At 65.3% G+C, this 18,490-nt stretch carries 17 protein-coding genes; 11 read left to right on the top strand and 6 right to left on the bottom strand.

The window, feature by feature from the left end:
* The first annotated feature begins 22 nt into the window (after positions 1-22).
* The 8 genes from EJ077_RS23305 (at position 23) to EJ077_RS23270 (ending at position 7,175) form a co-directional block, all read left to right on the top strand.
* A complete protein-coding gene (locus tag EJ077_RS23305; RefSeq protein ID WP_208696622.1) occupies positions 23-919 on the top strand; it encodes a carbohydrate ABC transporter permease in 897 nt (298 codons plus the stop codon).
* A gap of 5 nt (positions 920-924) precedes the next feature.
* Positions 925-1,767 (top strand): carbohydrate ABC transporter permease, encoded by an 843-nt coding sequence (locus tag EJ077_RS23300; protein ID WP_208696621.1) that lies wholly within the window; start codon positions 925-927, stop codon positions 1,765-1,767.
* Positions 1,768-1,887: 120 nt separating this feature from the next.
* Positions 1,888-2,709: a sugar phosphate isomerase/epimerase family protein gene (locus EJ077_RS23295; protein WP_208696619.1), complete on the top strand. Its 822-nt coding sequence runs from the start codon at positions 1,888-1,890 to the stop codon at positions 2,707-2,709.
* 3 nt (positions 2,710-2,712) lie between these two features.
* Complete coding sequence (locus EJ077_RS23290) at positions 2,713-3,789, top strand: Gfo/Idh/MocA family protein (RefSeq protein WP_208696617.1); 1,077 nt, start codon at positions 2,713-2,715, stop codon at positions 3,787-3,789.
* A complete protein-coding gene (locus EJ077_RS23285; protein ID WP_208696615.1) occupies positions 3,789-4,607 on the top strand; it encodes a sugar phosphate isomerase/epimerase family protein in 819 nt (272 codons plus the stop codon). Before EJ077_RS23290 ends, EJ077_RS23285 begins: the two co-directional genes overlap by 1 nt.
* Positions 4,607-5,437, top strand: coding sequence for an alpha/beta fold hydrolase (locus EJ077_RS23280; RefSeq protein ID WP_208696613.1), 831 nt, complete (start codon positions 4,607-4,609; stop codon positions 5,435-5,437). Before EJ077_RS23285 ends, EJ077_RS23280 begins: the two co-directional genes overlap by 1 nt.
* Positions 5,434-6,156 (top strand): ribulose-phosphate 3-epimerase, encoded by a 723-nt coding sequence (locus tag EJ077_RS23275; RefSeq protein WP_208696611.1) that lies wholly within the window; start codon positions 5,434-5,436, stop codon positions 6,154-6,156. The genes EJ077_RS23280 and EJ077_RS23275 overlap by 4 nt, the downstream gene beginning before the upstream one ends.
* The gene (locus tag EJ077_RS23270) at positions 6,153-7,175 is read left to right on the top strand and encodes an ROK family protein (RefSeq protein ID WP_208696609.1); all 1,023 of its coding nucleotides are present in this window, start codon (positions 6,153-6,155) and stop codon (positions 7,173-7,175) included. The genes EJ077_RS23275 and EJ077_RS23270 overlap by 4 nt, the downstream gene beginning before the upstream one ends.
* Positions 7,176-7,346: 171 nt before the next feature.
* Here EJ077_RS23270 and EJ077_RS23265 read toward each other — a convergent pair whose 3' ends face one another.
* Positions 7,347-8,675: a dicarboxylate/amino acid:cation symporter gene (locus EJ077_RS23265; protein ID WP_208696607.1), complete on the bottom strand. Its 1,329-nt coding sequence runs from the start codon at positions 8,673-8,675 to the stop codon at positions 7,347-7,349.
* A 242-nt stretch (positions 8,676-8,917) separates the two neighbouring features.
* On the opposite strand from EJ077_RS23265, the gene EJ077_RS23260 reads away from it, so the two are divergent.
* Genes EJ077_RS23260 through EJ077_RS23250 form a run of 3 tightly spaced genes read left to right on the top strand, consistent with a single transcriptional unit; the run spans position 8,918 to position 12,608 of the window.
* A complete protein-coding gene (locus EJ077_RS23260) occupies positions 8,918-10,804 on the top strand; it encodes a sensor histidine kinase (protein ID WP_245458512.1) in 1,887 nt (628 codons plus the stop codon).
* Positions 10,801-12,153: a sigma-54-dependent transcriptional regulator gene (locus EJ077_RS23255; RefSeq protein WP_208696605.1), complete on the top strand. Its 1,353-nt coding sequence runs from the start codon at positions 10,801-10,803 to the stop codon at positions 12,151-12,153. The genes EJ077_RS23260 and EJ077_RS23255 overlap by 4 nt, the downstream gene beginning before the upstream one ends.
* Positions 12,154-12,182: 29 nt before the next feature.
* The gene (locus EJ077_RS23250) at positions 12,183-12,608 is read left to right on the top strand and encodes a GNAT family N-acetyltransferase (protein WP_208696603.1); all 426 of its coding nucleotides are present in this window, start codon (positions 12,183-12,185) and stop codon (positions 12,606-12,608) included.
* On the opposite strand, the gene EJ077_RS23245 is transcribed toward EJ077_RS23250, so the two are convergent.
* From EJ077_RS23245 to EJ077_RS23225, 5 genes are all read right to left on the bottom strand, one after another.
* On the bottom strand, positions 12,609-13,724 hold the full coding sequence (locus tag EJ077_RS23245; RefSeq protein ID WP_208696601.1) for an anhydro-N-acetylmuramic acid kinase: 1,116 nt from the start codon (positions 13,722-13,724) through the stop codon (positions 12,609-12,611). It lies immediately after the preceding gene.
* Between the two features lie 9 nt (positions 13,725-13,733).
* Positions 13,734-14,738 (bottom strand): serine hydrolase domain-containing protein, encoded by a 1,005-nt coding sequence (locus EJ077_RS23240; protein WP_208696599.1) that lies wholly within the window; start codon positions 14,736-14,738, stop codon positions 13,734-13,736.
* 208 nt (positions 14,739-14,946) lie between these two features.
* Positions 14,947-16,695, bottom strand: coding sequence for an ABC transporter ATP-binding protein (locus EJ077_RS23235; RefSeq protein WP_208696598.1), 1,749 nt, complete (start codon positions 16,693-16,695; stop codon positions 14,947-14,949).
* Entirely contained in the window at positions 16,692-17,531 is an 840-nt protein-coding gene (locus EJ077_RS23230; protein ID WP_208696597.1) for an ABC transporter permease, read from the bottom strand. Before EJ077_RS23230 ends, EJ077_RS23235 begins: the two co-directional genes overlap by 4 nt.
* Positions 17,531-18,490 (bottom strand): ABC transporter permease, encoded by a 960-nt coding sequence (locus EJ077_RS23225; RefSeq protein WP_208696596.1) that lies wholly within the window; start codon positions 18,488-18,490, stop codon positions 17,531-17,533. Before EJ077_RS23225 ends, EJ077_RS23230 begins: the two co-directional genes overlap by 1 nt.

Below are 18,490 nucleotides of genomic sequence, written 5' to 3'. Positions count from 1 at the left end.
AGGCGTATCCCAAGGTTGGCACATGACCCGGCAAAAGCGCTCCCACCACAAGCTGAAACGAGCGGTCGCACCCTACCTCTATCTGTCGCCCTCGCTCATCATCATCGGCCTTCTGATGCTGCTGCCGATGGTGACGGTGATTGGCTACTCGTTCCAGAACAGCGCGGTGCTGCGCCGTGACCTATCCTTTGCCGGACTGAAGCACTACCAGGCGATCTACGACGATCCGGTGTTCTGGTCGTCGCTGTGGCATACGCTCTACTTCACTTGCATGAGCGTCATTTTCCACATGACCATCGGCATGGTCTTCGCGCTCATGCTGAACAGCGACCGCATCAATCCGACGCTGCGCAACATTCTGCGCGTGCTCTATATCTTGCCCTGGCTGTTTACCGCGGTGATCATCGCCGTGATCTGGCGCCTGCTGCTCGAGCCGAATGGCGTCGTGAATAGCATTCTGATGGAAATCGGCATCATCGGTTCCAAGGTCGAGTGGTTTTCCTCGCCGCAGACCGCGCTGCACGCCGTCACCTTCGCCAACATCTGGGCGGGCTATCCGCTGTTCATGGTCAGCCTGCTCGCGGGCCTGCAAGGCATTCCCAAGGATTTCTACGAGGCCGCCGATATCGACGGGGCGAAGGCCTACCAGAAGCTGATCTTCATCACCATCCCGCAACTGATGCCGATCATCATCAGCATCTCGCTGCTCGATTTCATCTGGACCATGCAGGTTTTCCCGTTGATCTGGATAACCACGGGCGGCGGGCCAATCTACGCGACCGAGGTCCTCAGCACCTACACCTACAAGCTGGCGTTTTCGAGCTACAACCTGTCACAGGCGTCGGCAAGCGCCGTGGTCATCCTGCTGATTTCGCTTGGCCTGACGCTGTTCTACATCCGTTATCAGAAGGCTCGGTAGTCACCATGAGGAAACGAAACTCTGGCAAGGACAAGCTGATCACCGTCGCGCTGCATGTCGCTCTTGCGGCAGGACTGTTCTTCGCGGCCTTCCCGATCTACTGGATGCTGAGCAGCTCGTTCAAGTCGAACACCGAAATCTTTGCCCTGCCGCCAACCATCCTGCCGAAGGCTTTCACGCTGGAAGCGTATGCCGCCATCCTTGGCGACCCGGTAAAGCTGCGCTTCTTCTTCAACAGCTACTTCGTGGCGGGAGCGGTGACCGTGCTGACGGTGCTGATCGCCTTGCTGGCGGCCTATGGGTTCAGCCGCTTCAACTTCCGCGGCAAGGGCAGCCTGAACACAATCATCATCAGCACGCAGACGATCCCGCCGATCACGCTTTTGATCCCCTTCTTCGGGCTTGTCGTCTCGTACGGCATCTTCGACACCTATGTCGCGCTGATCCTGACTTACCTGGTGTTTACGCTGCCCTACGCGATCTTGCTGATGACGGGATATCTGAACACCTTGCCCCGCGATCTCGATGAAGCTGTGGCCGTCGACGGCGGCACCAGCTGGACGGCGCTCTGGCGCGTAATCGTCCCGATCTCGCTGCCCGGTATCGTCGCGACGTCGGTCTACACCTTCCTGTTGTGCTGGAACGAATTTCTCTTTGCCCTGACGCTGACGAAGTCGACGTCCATGCGCACCGTCCCGATCGGCATCCAGCTGTTGATGGGGCAGCACGCCTTCGAATGGAACCAGATGATGGCAATGAGCGTGCTCGGCTCACTGCCGCTCTTGCTCATCTACCTCGTTGCCCAGAGGTACTTCCTCGCCGGCATGACCGCGGGCTCGGTCAAGTAGGATGTCCATCCCCAGGAGAACTGACCCGCGTATTGCAATCGATGATTGGACCCTGTCAGCTGGCAGGCGATATCGCCGCGGGACAGCCTTGAGAAACAGGCGGTATCAAGGAATGAAAGGATGAACGTGAAAGACCTCAAAGTCGGCTGCCAGACCTTCACCTGGGAAATGCTCGGAGACCGTTTCACCGGCGGCCCCGACGATCTGTTGAAGGCGATCGCCGATGGCGGCTATGCCGGCATCGAGATCACCGACACGATGATCGGCCGCTATGCCGGCAAGCCGGCCGAGTTCGCTGCCGCGCTGAAGTCGTCCGGGCTGACGCTGGTTTCCTTCGCTTTCGGCTCCAAGAGCGGCTTCACGCTCAAGGATGAGATCGGCACCGACCTCGAAACCGCCAGGCGCTGGATCGATTTCGTGGCAAACTTTCCCGGCGCGCTGGTGTCGATGGGCTCGGCGACCGTCGTCTCCGACGGGCCGCGCGACGGCAAATTCGCTATTGCCGCCGAGGTGTACAACAAGGCCGGCGAGTTCGGCCGCGAGGCTGGGGTCCAGGTGGCCGTCCATCCGAGTTCGCACCACAACACGCTGCTGTTCGACCGCGCCGACTACGACGCGATTTTTGCCTTGCTCGATCCCGACCTGGTCGGCTGGGTGCCGGATACCGGTCACATCCTGCGCGGCCACAAGGACATGGCCGACACGCTCACCACCTACCGCGACCGCATCCGCTACATCCACCTCAAGGACGTCGACGCCAACGGAACCTGGGCGATGCTGGGCGAAGGTGTCTGCGACACATCTCAAGTCATTGAAATCGCCGATACCGCGCCGCATTTCAACGGCTGGCTGGTGCTGGAAGAAGAATCCGACACGGCCGCCGCCGATCCGGCCGCGGCGGTCAAGACCAACCGCCAGACAATGCGCGGCTACGGGGCCTGAGCGATGATCAAGAAACAGGACAGACGCCTCAGGGTTGGCGTGCTTGGCTGCGGACCGATCGCGCAGTTCGCGCATCTGGAATCCTGCGTCAAGGCCGGCAACGCCGACCTCTACGCCATCTGCGACGCGGCCCCCGATCTGCTCGCCCGCATGGGCGCCACCTACGAACCGCAGAAGATGTATGCCGACTATGACGCCATGCTCGCGGACCCGGAGCTTGAAGCGGTGATCGTCGCCACCTCGGATACCTATCACGTGCCGATGTCGATCAAGGCGCTCGATGCCGGCAAGCATGTTCTCTGCGAAAAGCCGATCGGCACCTCGATCGAGGAAGGCGAGGCGCTGGCGGCAGCGGTCAAGCGCTCCGGCAAGGTGCTGCAGGTCGGGCACATGAAGCGCTTCGACCCGGCGCTGGAGGCCGCGCGCGACTTCGTCCGCGACGAGATGGGCGAGGTGCTGGCGCTGAAGGCCTGGTATTGCGATTCCACCCACCGCTACACCAACACCGACGCCGTGCAGCCGCTGCCCGTCACCAGCAAGCTGGCGAAAAAGCCGGGCGGAAATCCGAAGGCCGATCTCAGGCAATATTTCATGCTGGCGCACGGATCGCATCTGGTCGACACGGCCCGCTTCCTCTGCGGCGACATCGTCGCCGTGCGCGCGCGCCTCAACGAGCGCTTCGGCGCCTATTGCTGGTTTGTCGAGACCGAATTCGCCAGCGGCGCGCTCGGCCATCTCGATCTCACCGTCGCCGTGCGCATGGACTGGCATGAAGGCTTCCAGCTCTATGGCGAGAACGGCTCGGTGATCGCCAAAACGTTCAACCCTTGGTACTTCCGGTCGAGCGAGGTCGACATCTTCCATGAGAAGGACGCGACCTCGCGAAAGCCGCTCGGCGCCGACGGCCATTTCTTCCGCCGCCAGCTCGAAGGCCTTGCTGACACCGTGCTCACCGGCGCTCCGATGCGCGGCGCCAATGTCGAGGACGGCATCGCCTCGATCCGCGCCATGGTGGCCATTGCCCGCTCTGTTGTATCAGGCGAACGGGTTGAGCTCGCCTCGGTTTCGGGTGCCGTCTGATGCGCCTCGGCATCTTCGCCAAGACTTTTCCCGGCAGCGACCCGGCCGCCGTGCTGGCCGTGGTCAAGCAGGCCGGATATGAGACGACGCAGTTCAATCTCGCCTGCGCCGGCCTGCCGTCGATGCCGGATGCGGTGCCGGCGGATGACGTCGCTGCCATCCGCGCCGCCGTGCGGTCGTCAGGCGTTTCGCTCGCCGCGCTATCGGGCACCTACAACATGGCGCATCCCGAGAAATCCCTGCGCGACGACGGACTTCGCCGCCTCGCTATCGTCATCGAAACGGCCGCTGCTTTGGATATCCCGTTGGTCACGCTCTGCACCGGCTCGCGCAATGTAGCCGACCAGTGGGCGTATCATCCCGACAACGCCACACCGGCCGCCTGGTCCGACATGGCCGCCGAGATGGCGAAGGCGCTGGCGCTGGCCGAAACCGCAGGCGTCGATCTCGGCATCGAGCCCGAGCAGGCCAACATCGTCACTTCGGCGAGCGATGCGACGCGCCTGATCGCCGAGATGGGTTCGAAGCACCTTAAGATCGTGCTCGATCCGGCGAACCTGTTCGAGCACGCGACACCCGACGAGGCCCGCGCCATCGTCGCCGCCGCGATCGACCAAGCCGCCGGCCACATCGCCATGGCGCATGCCAAGGACCGCTTTGCCAACGGCCGCTTTGCCACCGCAGGGCAAGGCGTTGTCGACTTCCCGGATTTCGTCGCGCGGCTGAAGGGCGTGGGTTTCGATGGCGCGCTCGTCACGCACGGCTTGTCCGCCGACGAGGCTGCCGGCGTCGCCGCCTTCCTGCGAGGGTTGCTCTGATGGGCGCGGCACCGACGATCATGCTGCGCGACGATGCAGCGCTCCGTGTCTTCGATACGGGGCAGGGCCTTCCCATCGTCTTCCAGCACGGGCTCGGCGGCGATGCCGCCCAGGTGGCTTTGAACTTTCCGGACAGCCCGTCGCGCCGCCGGCTGACCGTCGAATGCCGTGCGCAAGGCGGCGCCAGTGCCGGCAGCAAGCGTCCGTTCTCGATCGCGATGTTCGCCGATGATGTGCTGGCCGCCGCCGACGCAGCCGCAATGGAGCGTTTCGTCGCCGGCGGCATCTCGATGGGAGCGGCGATCGCGTTGCACCTGGCGGCCCGGTATCCCGATCGCGTCTCTGGCCTCGTGCTGGTGCGCCCCGCCTGGACTTTCGACGCGGCGCCCCAGAACATGCAGCCTTACGTCGAAGTGGCGGAACTCATCCGACGGCTTCCGTTGGCTGAGGCGCGCGCGGCCTTCACTTCCTCCGCGACCGCTGCCCACTTTCATGACGAGGCGCCCGACAATCTCGCTTCGCTGCTCGGCTTCTTCGAGCGTGACAACGCGACCGTTTTTGCCGAGGTGATGCAGGCGATCGCAAATGATGGGCCTGGCGTGACGCGAGCCGAAGCTGCCGGCCTTGCAATGCCCACGCTGGTCATTGGCAGCGGCATCGATCTCGTCCATCCCCTGGCGACCGCCCGCGAACTCGCTGAGACCATCCCCAACCCGATCTTCACCGAGGTGACACCGAAGGCCATCGACAAGGATCGCCATTTCGCCGAAATCCGCGCCGCCATCGGCGGCTTTCTCGACAGCAATTTCAACAACCAGGACCAGTCATGATCTCGAAACCTTTGTCAGGCCCGGCCGCCATCGCCGCATTGCCGCGCGACCGTCTGATCGCCGAATTCTCGTCGTGGTCGGCCAATCTGGCCAATTTCGAGAGCGACTTGAAGCGCATCGAGCCCTATGTCGATCTGCACCACATCGACGTGGCGGACGGCCATTTCGCTCCATCCTTCCTGTTTTTCCCCGATCTCGTCGCCCGCATTGCCAAGCTGACGGCTAAGCCCATCCACGTCCATCTGATGGTCGATGGGGCAATCGTCGAAGAACAGACGCGTCAGTTCATCGAGGCCGGCGCCGACATGATCAGCGTCCATGCCGAGAATAGCGAGGCGGGTCTGCGCGCGGTGCGGCTGGCGCGTGGACTCGGCGCCGAAGCCGGCGTCGTGCTGAGGCTGGAGACCCCGGTCGAAGCGGTGACGCCCTTCGTATCCGAGGTCGCCTTCGTCACGCTTCTCGGCACCGCGATCGGCGTCAAGGGCCAGGGCCTGTCGGAGAAGGCCTGTGACAGGCTGGGTGAGGCCCGCGCCATCCTGCGAAAGGCCGGGCGCGAGGCGGCGGTGGTGCTCGCCGCCGATGGCGGCATCCGCCACGAAACCGTCCCGCTGCTGCGCGCCGCCGGCGCCGAGACGGTGGTGCTTGGTTCGCTCGCTTTCGGCGACAAGGATCTCGCCAGCCGCATCGGCTGGCTGCATGGGCTGAAGGTCGCGGCATGAGCATTGAAGCCGCCCTCGCGATCGATCTTGGCGGCACGGAGCTTCGTGCCGCTTTGGTCGACCGTGACGGCAAGATACTGGCCTTCGCGGCGGTGCCGACACAGGCGCAGGCCGGCCCCGACGTGGTGATCGGCCAGATCGAGGCGCTGGCCGCGACCGTCCATGCCGAGGCGCCGGCACTGTCGATCCTCGGCGTCGGCGTCGGCGCGCCGGGGCCGCTCGATCCGCTGGCCGGCATCGCCGTCGGACCGCCGACGCTGGCCGGCTGGCAGGACGTGCCGCTGGCCGACATACTCGAGCGGCGGCTCGGCCTGCCGGTGCGGCTGGAGAACGACGCCAATGCGGCAGCGCTCGGCGAGTGGCGTTTCGGCGCCGGCCACGGCGCTCGCTCGCTGGTCTTCGTCACCGTCTCGACCGGGATCGGCGGCGGTGTCGTCGCCGATGGACACATCCTGCACGGCCGCCGCGGCCTAGCCGCCGAGATCGGCCACATGACCATTACCAACGAGGGCGAGCGCTGCGTGTGCGGCGTCGTCGGCTGCTTCGAGGCCATCGCCTCGGGAACCGCGCTCGGCCGCCGCGCCAACGCCGCGACGTCGCCCCTGGACGGCTCGACGTTGCGCCGCCTCTCGGCCAACGCCGAGGTCACCGGTCGCCATGTGGTCGAGGCGGCACGGCTGCAGGACGACCTTGCTGTGGCCCTGCTCGAGGAGGAGGCCCGCTGGCTGGGCGTCGGCTTCACCAATCTCTTGCATCTCTATTCGCCCGATGTGCTGGTCGTCGGCGGCGGCATCGCCAATGGCCTCGACCTGATGGCGCCCGTCATCGGGGCGACGATCCGCCAGCGCGCCATGCGCGCCTATCGCGACGTGCCGGTCGTCCAGGCCCAGCTCGGCCGCCACGCCGGACTGGTCGGCGCGGCGAGCCTCGTCCTGTTCGACGATGGCGGCACGTTGACGGCCCGCATGCCTGCCGGCCCAAGCACATATCCGGAGAGGAGGAGGGACTTCAATGGCTGAGCTCAAGCTGCGCGGCCCTGTCTCGCGGCAAGCCGATCCATAGCGCTGCCATCTCTTCGCGGCCGATGGCAAGACCCTGCCACCCCCGCGCAAAGCGTCTGATACGATGACAAAAGAAAATGGCCGCAGGCGGCGTGCTTGCGGCCATGCTCCTTGGCGTGAAGCCGTGGATCACTCGGCGGGAACGATGTCCGCCGGCAGGCTGTCGTCGGCCGTGCCGGCCAGGGCTCGGGCCAGCTTGGCCTCGTCGAGTTCGCCTTCCCAGCGCGCCACGACTAGCGTCGCCACCGCATTGCCGATGAAGTTGGTCAGCGCCCGGCATTCCGACATGAAGCGGTCGACGCCGAGGATCAGCGCCATTCCGGCGACCGGCACGGAGGGAACCACCGAAAGCGTCGCGGCAAGGGTAATGAAGCCGGCCCCGGTGATGCCGGCGGCACCCTTCGAAGACAGCATTGCGACCAGCAGCAGCAGGATCTGGTCTGATATCGACAGATGGATGTTCGTCGCCTGGGCGATGAACAGGGCGGCCAGCGTCATGTAGATGTTGGTGCCGTCGAGGTTGAAGGAATAGCCGGTCGGTATGACCAGCCCGACCACCGAGCGCTTGGCGCCGGCCTTCTCCATCTTCTCCATCAGCGAGGGCAGGGCGGCTTCCGACGACGAGGTGCCCAGCACCAGCAGCAGCTCTTCCTTGATGTAACGCAGCAGCGACAGGATCGAGAAGCCGTTGTAGCGGCAGACCGCACCCAGCACGACGAAGACGAACAGGAACGAGGTCACGTAGAAAGTGCCGACCAGCATGGCGAGGTTGATGACCGAGCCGATGCCGTATTTGCCGATGGTGAAGGCCATGGCGCCGAACGCGCCGATCGGGGCTGCCTTCATCAGCACGCTGACCAGCTTGAACATCGGCGCCATCAGCGCCTGCAGGAAATTGAGCACCGGCGCGCCCCTGTCGCCGACCAGCGCCAGCGCGATGCCGAACAGAACCGAGAAGAACAGCACCTGCAGGATGTCGCCATCGGCGAAGGCGCCGACGATCGTGCCGGGGATGATGTTCATCAGGAAGCCGGTGACAGACTGGTCATGCGCCTTGGCGGCGTAGGTGTTGACGGTCGAGGCGTCGAGCGTCGCCGGGTCGATGTTGAAGCCGGCGCCCGGCTGCACGACATTGGCCACGACAAGGCCGAGGATCAGCGCCAGCGTCGAGAAGGTGAGGAAGTAAAGCATCGCCTTGCCGGCGACGCGGCCGACCTTCTGCAGGTCGCTCATGCCGGCGATGCCGGTTGCGACCGTCAGGAAGATGACCGGCGCGATGATCATCTTGACTAGCTTGATGAAGGCGTCGCCGAGCGGCTTCATGCTTTCGCCGATCGACGGATAGTAATGGCCGAGCAGGATGCCGACGGTGATCGCCACCAGCACCTGGACGTAAAGCTGGGCATAGAGGGGCTTGCGCTGCGCGGCGGGCGCGCGTGATTGGTCTGCGATATGCATCGAACTCTCCCTGGCCGGAAGGGACGGACATGCGCCGTCCTGCGTGACTTCTCCCATCGCGGCGCTCCGGTTGCTCGCCGCTGCAAGGACTTTTGCAAGCGCCGTGCCAGATCGGAGGAAGGCCGGGAATCCCAGGTTTCAGCCGTTCCTGCCCTGCTTTAAACGAAGATTTGTGCGGATTTCCGCACAGCTCTTGTTTGCCGTGGCGGAATTTCGCATTAGACTGGGGGCCAAAGCCGTGCATGAAAGGGAGAGGGCCGACGCCGCGACAGCGCATCGATAGCGAATCCCCAGGGTTTGCCGGCAGCGACCTGCTGCGAGAAGCGGTAGCGCGCCTGCGTGACGGCCGTTGGCTGCTTGCGGCAATCGCGCTCGCGGTGCTGGCCGGCGCGGTTGCCATAGCCGGCCGCATCGCCGAGGGCCAGGCGGCCGGTGAGCTGCGCGATGGGGCATTGGCCGCCTTGCCGCTGGCGGCGGGAACCTTGACCGGCGAAATAGAAAAACAACGACTCGTGCCGCTGGTGCTGGCGCGCGACGATGCGGTGCGCGATGCGCTGCGCCGCGCCGGGAAGGTCGAGGAAACAGCTCTCGACGCCAAGCTGAAGGCCATAGCCGGCGATGCCTCGGCCTCGGCCATCTATGTCATCGACACGGCGGGCATTGCGATATCGGCCAGCAATGCCGGTCAACCGGACAGCTTTGTCGGCATCGACTATAATTTTCGCCACTATTTCACCGATGCGATGGCCAAGGGCGCCGCCAGCCAGTACGGCCTCGGTACAATCAGCGGCAAGCCGGGACTCTACCTTGCCAGCCGTGTCGACGATGCCGGCAAATCGCTTGGCGTCGCGGTCCTGAAGGTCGAGCTCGGCGGTGTCGAAGCCAATTGGCGCGCAAGCGGCTTTCGCGTTTTCGTCACCGACGAGCGCGGCGTCGTTCTGGCCACCAGCCAGCCCGACTGGCGGTTTCATGCGCTGGCGCCGCTCTCCGCCGCGGATGCAGCCGCCGCGCATGCCCAGCTTCAATTGGACGCCGCCTTCGAACCGCTGCCGATACGGCGTGGCGCCGGTGATGGCCTGGCGACAATCGAGGAGGCCGGAAAATCGCGCCGGTTCGTCGAGGTGGTGCAGGACTTGCCCGGTGCCGTCCCCGGTTGGCGCCTGTGGCTGCTGACGCCCGCCGATGCAGCCCTGACCGCCGCCGCCAACACGGCCCGCCTGACGACGCTGCTCGGACTGCTACTGACGGGCTTGCTTGCCTATGTGCTCACCCGCCGCCGCCGCACACGCCGGCTGCGGCAGGAGGCGCTGGCCCGCATGAACATCGAGCTCGAGAGCCGGGTCAGCACAAGGACCGCCGAATTGACACGATCGAACACGGCCCTCGCCGGCGAAATCGCCGAGCGCGAAAACGCCGAGGCCAAGGTTCGCCGGCTGCGCGACGATCTCGCCCAGGCCAACCGGCTTTCCATCCTAGGCCAGATCGCCGCCGGCGTCGCGCATGAGATCAACCAGCCAGTCGCCGCCATCCGAACCTATGCCGAGAATGCCGGCCGCTTTCTCGACGCCGGCAAGACAGAACGGGCGAGCGTCAATCTGACGTCGATCGTCTCGATGACCGAACGCATCGGCGCCATCACCAGCACCTTGCGCAGTTTCGCCCGCCGGCCCGGCGTTGCGGCATCGCCACTCCCGGTGCGCGAGGCGATCGAAGGTGCACTGTCGCTCCTGTCCGGCCGCATCCGCGATTCCGGCGTCACCATCGTCAAGCCGCGCGGCACCGCATCGCCATTGGTGATGGCGAGCCGCATCCGGCTGGAACAGATCCTCGTCAACCTCTTGCAGAACGCGCTGGACGCCATGAAGGACCGGCCCGATCCCCGGATCGAGATCGACCTCGCCGAACGTGACGACCGGGTGCTGATTTCGGTGCGGGACAATGGTCCCGGCCTCGGGCCGGAAGCGGCCGGCAATCTGTTCATGCCGTTCCAGACAACCAAGGAGAAGGGGCTTGGCCTCGGCCTGGTGATCTCGCAGGAGATCGCCCAGGAATTGGGCGGCACGCTTCGGCTCGACCCCGACACCGCCGGCGGCGCATCCTTCACTATCGACTTGAGGCGGATCGAATGACCGAGGGATCAGGGCTGGTGGCGCTCGTCGACGACGATGCCGACCTGCTGCATGCCACTACGCAACTGCTCGAACTTGCCGGTTTCACGGTAATTGCGCTGAAGGCCGCCGAAGCGGCGCTCGTCGTTGTCCACGAGAGTTTCGAAGGCGTGGTGGTCAGCGATATCCGCATGCCCGGCATGAACGGTCTGCAGCTCTTCGATCGCGTCAAGGCAGTTGATGCCGACTTGCCGGTGATCCTGGTTACCGGGCATGGCGATGTCGATCTTGCGGTCGCCGCGCTCAAGGACGGCGTCTACGATTTCATTCCGAAACCCTATGCGGGGGAGCGCCTGGTCGAGGCGCTGAAACGGGCATCGGAGAAGCGGCGGCTGGTGATGGAAAACAGGCGGCTGCGCGAAGCCGCGGCACTTGCCGCCGACGGCATGCCATTGATCGGCGAAGCGCCCGCCATAAGGCGATTGCGTGAAACCTTGCGCCAGATCGCCGACATGGATGTCGATGTGCTGGTGGAAGGCGAGACGGGAACCGGCAAGGAGGTGGTGGCGGACCTCCTGCACAGATGGGGCAGGCGCCGTGCAAAGCCCTTCGTGGCGCTGAACTGCGGCGCCCTGCCGGAGACCGTCATCGAAAGCGAACTGTTCGGTCACGAGGCCGGCGCGTTCACCGGCGCGCAGCGGCGGCGGATCGGCCGCGTCGAGCACTCCAGCGGCGGCACGCTGTTTCTCGACGAGATCGAATCCATGCCGCCGGCCCTGCAGGTCAAGCTCTTGCGGGTGCTGGAAACGCGCAGCCTCACCCCGCTCGGCTCGAACGAGACACGGCGCCTCGATCTCAGGGTCGTCGCTGCGACCAAGGTCGATCTCGGCCGGCCGGATCAACGCGGCGATTTCCGCGAGGACCTCTATTTCCGCCTCAACGTGGTGACGCTGCGCATCCCGCCCCTGCGCGAGCGGCGCGGCGATATCCCGATGCTGTTCGGCCATTTCCTTGGCAAGGCCGCGGAACGCTTCGGCCGGCCCGTCGCCAAGGTGAATGCAGCCGTGAGCCATCATCTCCAGTCGCATGACTGGCCGGGCAATGTGCGTGAACTCGCGCATTTCGCCGATCGCGTCGCGCTCGGCCTTGGGCCCGATGACGAGGCCGGCGCGAGGCCCGCGCGGCCGGAGCCTGCCGCGGCGCTTCCCGAAAGGGTTGGGCAGTACGAGGCGCAGCTCATCCGCGACGCGCTGCGCGACCATGGCGGCGACGTGCGCGGCGCCATCGACGCGCTCGGCGTGCCGCGCAAGACGTTCTACGACAAGCTCAAGCGCTATGGCATCGCCGCATCCTACTTCCGCCCCTCTTGATGCTTCCAACCCCGCAATCCGGAAAAGCCATGAACACCACACTCGAAACGACCGCCAATCCCTTGCCGGAAGACCTCGCCTTTCTCGGTGAACGGCTGACGGCGTTCAACGATAGCGATGTCGGCGCTTCCCAGAGGAAGGCACTGGCCGTTTTTGTCCGCGACGAGGCCGGCGCGATCGTCGCCGGCATCTCCGGCTATACCGCCTGGGGCTGGCTCTACGTGCAGTGGCTGTGGGTCGATGAGAGGCTGCGCGGCCAGCACATGGCTGGCCAGATGCTCGACGCCGCTGAACAGGAGGCCGTGGCGCGCGGCTGCCACGGTGCGTTGATCGACACCTTCAACCCGAACGCCGATAAGGTCTACCAGCGGCAAGGCTACCAGCCTTTCGGCACGCTTGCCGATTTCCCCGTCGGCCGCAGCCGTATCTTCCTGCAGAAAAGGCTGGTTGCCTGATCAGCCTGCCAGTTTGCCGCCGCGCATCGGCTGCGGCGCACCCGTCGTGCTCGGGAAACTGATCGGCAGGCCACGTAGGACGCGGACCGCGAGGAAGGCGAAACACTCCGCCTCCACTGCGTCGCCACTCCAGCCGAGGCTTTCGGCCAGCACCACCTCGACGCCAGCGCGGCTGGCGAGCATGGCCATCATTGTCGGGTTGTGGCGGCCGCCGCCACTGACCACCAGCTTCTTCGGCCGGCTGGGCAGGAGGTCGAGCGCCTTGCCGATGGCGGCGGCGGTAAACGCTGTGAGCAGGGCCGCGCCATCCTCGGCATCGAGGCCATCAGCCATGGCGGCGCCGAAGTCGAAACGATCCAGCGATTTCGGATAGGGCTTGCTCAGATAGGGATGCTGCAACAGCTTGGCGAGCCGGGCTTCGTCCACCTTGCCGGCGGCGCCAAGCGCGCCGTCGCGGTCCATTTCGCCGAGCCCTTTCGACTTGATGAAATCGTTGAGCGGCGCGTTGGCGGGGCCGGTGTCGAAGGCGATGACATTGTCGGCGCCGTCCCACCAGGTGATGTTGGCGACGCCGCCGAGATTGAGCACGGCCACTTCGCCATTGGCGCCGGCGCTGCGCATCAGCGCGGTGTGATAGGCGGCGGCCAAGGGCGCGCCCTGTCCGCCGGCACGCATGTCGGCCGAGCGGAAGTCGTAGGCGACCTTGGTGCCCAATATCTCATGCATCAGTTCACCATCGCCGAGCTGCCGGGTCTGGCCGAGTCGTCCGACCTGCGGCGCGCGATGCAGCACGGTCTGGCCGTGGAAGCCGACCACGCCAATCTCGGCCATCGTCATGCCGTGGCCCTCGACCAGTTCCTTGACCGCCGCCGACTGGGCGCGTGTGAGCGCTTCCTCCGCCTTGCGGAAGATCACCGGTTCTGGCCCGACAAAATTCCAGGCCCGGGCCGCCGTCAGCGTCTCTTCCAGCAAGGAACGGATGGATGAGGGATAAGGCATCAGCCGGTAGGTGCCGAAATCGTCGATCCGCTCGCCGTCGGTCTTGATCAGCGCCACGTCGATGTTGCCGTCAAGCACGGTGCCGGTCATCAGGCCGACGGCCCAGATTGGTTCCATGGTCGCTTCCTAGTCCCTGTTGATGAGATCGCCGACCGCCTGCCGCAGCGAAACGATGCCGCTGTCGAAATGACGTGTCGGATGAATGCGGTTGGTGAGTAAGGTCCATGCCTTGCCTCTGTCGAAGTCGATCCACAGCCCGGTGCCGGTAAAGCCGGTATGGCCGATCGTTCCGGGACCGCACAGCGCGCCGCCGGACCACCCTTCATGAGGGCGTTCCCAGCCATGAGTGCGGGTGGTGGACAAGGGCGTACGCATCAACGCGATCGAGGGCTCAGATGCGCCGGTGCCGTCCAGTAGCGCTTGCGCGAAATCGAGCACCGAAGCGGCCGTGCCGAACAGGCCGGCATGGCCGGCACCTTGCAGCGCCGAGCAATTGTCGTCGTGCACTTCGCCCGACAGCACGCGATGACGCCAGGTGCAGTCCTCGGTCGCGGCGGCGGCATCCGACCCTGTCGTCCAGGCAAAGCCTGGGCCGGGCTCCAGATCGCGAATGCTCTCGCCCGACAGCCGCTCCAACGCAAAGCCGAGCAGGATGAAGTTGATGTCGGAATAGACGGGATCACGGGCGCGCCATTCACGCTGCAGGATGAAGGCGCGCAGCAATTCGGGGTCGCGTCCATAGGTGTAGATCGGCTCGACCGCCGGGAAAGGCGTCTGGTGGCCGAGGCACTGGCGGAACGTCACCTTCCGCTCCCAGGCGTTCGCGTCATACTGGCGAAGGTCGGGAAGCAGGGTGATCAGCGGCGCGTCGAGATCGATGGTGCCGTCCTGCGCCAGCGCCAGGATGCGTGGCGTGGTGAAGATCACCTTGGTCAGCGACGCCAGGTCGAACCAGGTGTTTTCCCGCATCGGCCGCTGCCTGGGCACCAGCTGCGCCGAGCCGATTGCGCGGACGATGCGGTGGCCACTTTTGTCGACAATGCCGAGCAAGCCGCCGGGGATACGCTTGGCCGCCACTGCGGTTGTGAGGGGCTGGAACGCGCGATCGAAGAGTTGGGTGAGGTCGGTCAATGCCCGCCTCCTTCGGAGAAGTAGCGCTCTACGGCGCCCCCCTCTGTCCTGCCGGACATCTCCCCCTCAAGGGGTGAGATTGACAGTTCGGAGGCAGCGCCAGCCCTCAGACGTTGGAGATTGGCGAAAGCCGTGACGACATCCGATCTCCTCCCTAGAGGGGGAGATGCCCGGCAGGGCAGAGGGGGGCGCTGTCCCGCTGACATGTCTAGGTTTCCATCCTTGCTTTATGATCCGCCCCAAACTGCTCCCATCTCGCCGGCGCCGGCTCAAACCCCTGCGGCCTGACCAGAGAAGGCACCTGACGCGTGTCAATCTCGAAATGCTCGTGCCGACGATCGATGGCCGGAACGGCGGCGATCAGCTTCTTCGTATACGAATGCCTCGGTTTCGACAGCACGGACTGCGCGTCGCCGATCTCGACGATCTGGCCGGCATAAATGACGGCGATGCGGTGGGCGATCCGTTCGACCACCGCCATGTCGTGCGAGATGAACAGATAAGCCAGCCCAAACTCGCGCTGCAGGTCGACCAGCAGCTCCAGCACTTTCGCCTGCACCGAGACATCGAGCGCCGACACCGCTTCATCGAGAACGACCACGGACGGGTTGAGCATCAATGCGCGGGCGATGCACAGCCTTTGCCGCTGGCCGCCGGAGAATTCATGCGGATAGCGCTCGAGGCTGTTCTTGGGCAGGCCGACGCGTTCAAGCAGGCGCGCCATCCTGGCCCGTATTTGGGCATCCACCCGCCCACTGGTAGCGATCACCGGCTCGGCCAGGATGCTCTCGATGGTGAGCCTCGGGTTGAGCGAAGCATACGGGTTCTGGAACACCATCTGCACGGGCTTGGCGCTGCGCTCCGCCGACGCCTTTCGGCTGGCGACGGAGAAACTGCCACGCGTCGATCGCACCAGCCCCAGCACCGCCTTGGCTGTGGTGGATTTGCCCGAGCCGCTCTCGCCGACGATGGCCAGCGTCTCGCCTTGCATCAGGTCGAAGTCGACGCCGTCGACGGCATGCACTGCCCCCGTTGCACGGCTGACGAAACTGCTCTTGAGCGGAAACCGCACCGCCAGCCCATCGACCTTCAAGGCCGGTTGCGTGTTTGCGCCCTTGTCGCGCAGCCCGTCCGCGCGCGTGGCCCGACCGCTGGCGAAATGCGGCACGTCCTGCAGCAGATGTTGCGTGTAGGGATGCTGGGGGCTGTCGAGGATCTGGTTCAGTTCGCCCTGTTCGACAGCCTGGCCGTTCTGCATCACCATCACCTTGTCGGCGATGCCGGCGACCAGGCCGATGTCGTGGGTGATGAAGATGACAGACATGCCGCTTTCGCGCTTCAGCTCGGCCAGCAGCGCCATGATCTGCGCCTGCACCGTCACGTCGAGCGCGGTCGTCGGCTCGTCGGCGATCAGCAGGCGCGGATTGCAGGCGAGCGCAATGGCGATCATCACCCGCTGCAGCATGCCGCCGGACAGCTGGTTGGGCGTGTATTTCAGCCGCCTTGCCGCATCGGGAATGCGCACGCGGTCGAGCGCATCCCTGGCTGCCGCCGTGGCTTGCCGGCCGGTCAGGCCGCGATGCAGACGGAACGATTCCTCGATCTGCGTGCCGATGGTCAGCACCGGGTTGAGCGACGTCATCGGCTCCTGGAAGATCATGCCGATTTCGGCGCCGCGAATGCCGGTCAGTTGTGGCTCTGTCGCGGTCGCCAACTCGAAGATGGTTCCATCCGCCCGCTTGAGCTTGATCGAGCCACCGGTGATGCGGCCACCACCGAAATCGACGAGACGGTTGATCGACAGCGCCGTCACCGACTTGCCCGAGCCGCTTTCGCCGACAATGGCCAGCGTCTCGCCGTCGGCGACATCGAAACTGACGCCGCGCACGACCTCACTGGCCTTCGGATTGCGGCCGAAGCTGACGCGCAGGTCCGAGACTGAGAGGAGCGGGCTCATGCCAACGCCCTTCGCATCTTCGGGTCGAGAATGTCGCGCAAGGCGTCGCCCAGCAGGTTGAAGCCGAGGATGCTGATCATGATCGCCAGGCCCGGGAAGATCATCAGCCAGGGCGCGGTTTCCATCAAATTGCGGCTGTCGCTCAGCATCAGGCCGAGCGAGGCGGCGGGCGGCTGGGTGCCCAGCCCGAGGAAGCTCAAGCCGGCTTCGGTCAGCAGCGCCCAGGCGAGCGCCAGCGTCACCTGCACCGTCAGCGGCGCCACAAGGTTGAGCAGCAGATGGCGCGTGACGATATAGCTCGAACTGCTGCCGAAGGTGCGCGCCGCATCGACGAACTCGCGTGTCTTGAGAGACAGCGCGGGGCCGCGCACGACGCGGGTGAAGATCGGCGTGTAGACGATGCCGATGGCCACCACGCTTGTCCAGGTGCCCGGCCCGGCAACGGTGACGATGAGCAGCGCCAGGAGGATGGCCGGGAAGGCCAGCAGCACATCCATGACCCGCATCACCAACCCGTCCCAGCGGCGCCCGAGCCAGGCGGCGGCAAGCCCCAGAACCGTTCCGGCAAGGGTGGCGAAGGCCACCGAGAAGAAGGCGACCGTGAAGGACTGGCCGATGCCCGCCATGAGCCGGCTGGCCACGTCGCGGCCGAACAGGTCGGTGCCCATCCAGTAGGCGGCGCTCGGCGCATGCAGCCGGTCGATGCGGTATTGCGTGATCGGATTGTGCGGCGTCAGGCCGAGCAGGCCAAGAATGGCGAGCAGCAGATAGACGCACACGATGACGCCGCCGATGCGGCCGCTGCCGTGCCCGAAGATTGCGCGCGGGATGCGCATCACTGTTCCCCCAGCCGAATGCGTGGATCGAGCGCGACATAGGCGAGGTCGACCAGGAGATTGACGATCATGAAGTTGAAGGCGATGAACAGCACGCTGCCCTGCACCAGCGCGTAGTCGCGCTGCAGGATGGCGTCGAGCACCATGCGTCCGAGGCCGGGCAGGGCATAGATCTGCTCGACGATGACGGCGCCGCCCAGGAGGTAGCCGAATTCTATGCCGCTCAGCGTCACCACCGGGATCAGCGCATTGGGCAAAGCGTGCCGCCAGATGACGCTGCTTGCCGAAGCGCCCTTGCTGCGGGCCGTGCGTACATAGTCGTCGCTCAACACGTCGAGCATCGCCGAGCGCGCGATGCGGGTGACGGACGCCGCGAAGGCGAAGCCGAGCGTGATCGCGGGCAGGATCAGCTGGCTGAGATTGCGCAACGGATCCCGCCAGAGCGGTGCGAATTCGCCCATCGCCGGCAGCACGCCGAAGCCGGCCGACAGCGTGTAGATGATCAGCAGGCCAAGCACGAAGCTCGGCGTCGACTGGCCGATCATGGCGACGATGCGCACGCCGAGGTCGGACGGCTTCTCATTGTGGGTGGCCGCGTAGATGCCCGCGGGCATGCCGACGGTGAGCGCGATGACCATCGACAGCAGAGCCAGTTCGAGCGTCAGCGGGAAGCGCTCGAGGATAACGTCGAGAACCGGCCTGCCATAGGTGACGGAGATGCCGAAATTACCGTGCAGGATGCCGCCGACCCAGCGCCAGTATTGGATGAACCAGGGCTGGTCGATGCCGAAATAGGCGGCGAGCGAATCCCGCTGTGCCGGCGTCAGCAGGCCGGCTTCGGTGCCCAGCATCGCCGTGATCGAATCGCCGGGCACCATCCGGATCGCGACGAAGACCAGGATGGACACGCCAAGCAGGACGAGAGGAAACGTCGCCAGCCGTCGCAAGAGATAGTCCAC

It is taken from the genome of Mesorhizobium sp. M8A.F.Ca.ET.057.01.1.1 (assembly GCF_003952565.1).
GTDB lineage: Bacteria > Pseudomonadota > Alphaproteobacteria > Rhizobiales > Rhizobiaceae > Mesorhizobium.
The sequence above is the reverse complement of the archived record's forward strand: the minus strand, read 5'-3'. Positions and strand labels throughout refer to the sequence as shown.

Coding starts and splice junctions, on each gene's coding strand:
- EJ077_RS23290 (WP_208696617.1), top strand. CDS start 2,713: ATGATCAAGAAACAGGACAGACGCCTCAGGGTTGGCGTGCTTGGCTGC.
- EJ077_RS23250 (WP_208696603.1), top strand. CDS start 12,183: ATGAACACCACACTCGAAACGACCGCCAATCCCTTGCCGGAAGACCTC.
- EJ077_RS23285 (WP_208696615.1), top strand. CDS start 3,789: ATGCGCCTCGGCATCTTCGCCAAGACTTTTCCCGGCAGCGACCCGGCC.
- EJ077_RS23265 (WP_208696607.1), bottom strand. CDS start 8,675: ATGCATATCGCAGACCAATCACGCGCGCCCGCCGCGCAGCGCAAGCCC.
- EJ077_RS23295 (WP_208696619.1), top strand. CDS start 1,888: ATGAACGTGAAAGACCTCAAAGTCGGCTGCCAGACCTTCACCTGGGAA.
- EJ077_RS23275 (WP_208696611.1), top strand. CDS start 5,434: ATGATCTCGAAACCTTTGTCAGGCCCGGCCGCCATCGCCGCATTGCCG.
- EJ077_RS23300 (WP_208696621.1), top strand. CDS start 925: ATGAGGAAACGAAACTCTGGCAAGGACAAGCTGATCACCGTCGCGCTG.
- EJ077_RS23255 (WP_208696605.1), top strand. CDS start 10,801: ATGACCGAGGGATCAGGGCTGGTGGCGCTCGTCGACGACGATGCCGAC.
- EJ077_RS23270 (WP_208696609.1), top strand. CDS start 6,153: ATGAGCATTGAAGCCGCCCTCGCGATCGATCTTGGCGGCACGGAGCTT.
- EJ077_RS23260 (WP_245458512.1), top strand. CDS start 8,918: ATGAAAGGGAGAGGGCCGACGCCGCGACAGCGCATCGATAGCGAATCC.
- EJ077_RS23280 (WP_208696613.1), top strand. CDS start 4,607: ATGGGCGCGGCACCGACGATCATGCTGCGCGACGATGCAGCGCTCCGT.
- EJ077_RS23235 (WP_208696598.1), bottom strand. CDS start 16,695: ATGAGCCCGCTCCTCTCAGTCTCGGACCTGCGCGTCAGCTTCGGCCGC.
- EJ077_RS23245 (WP_208696601.1), bottom strand. CDS start 13,724: ATGGAACCAATCTGGGCCGTCGGCCTGATGACCGGCACCGTGCTTGAC.
- EJ077_RS23230 (WP_208696597.1), bottom strand. CDS start 17,531: ATGCGCATCCCGCGCGCAATCTTCGGGCACGGCAGCGGCCGCATCGGC.
- EJ077_RS23305 (WP_208696622.1), top strand. CDS start 23: ATGACCCGGCAAAAGCGCTCCCACCACAAGCTGAAACGAGCGGTCGCA.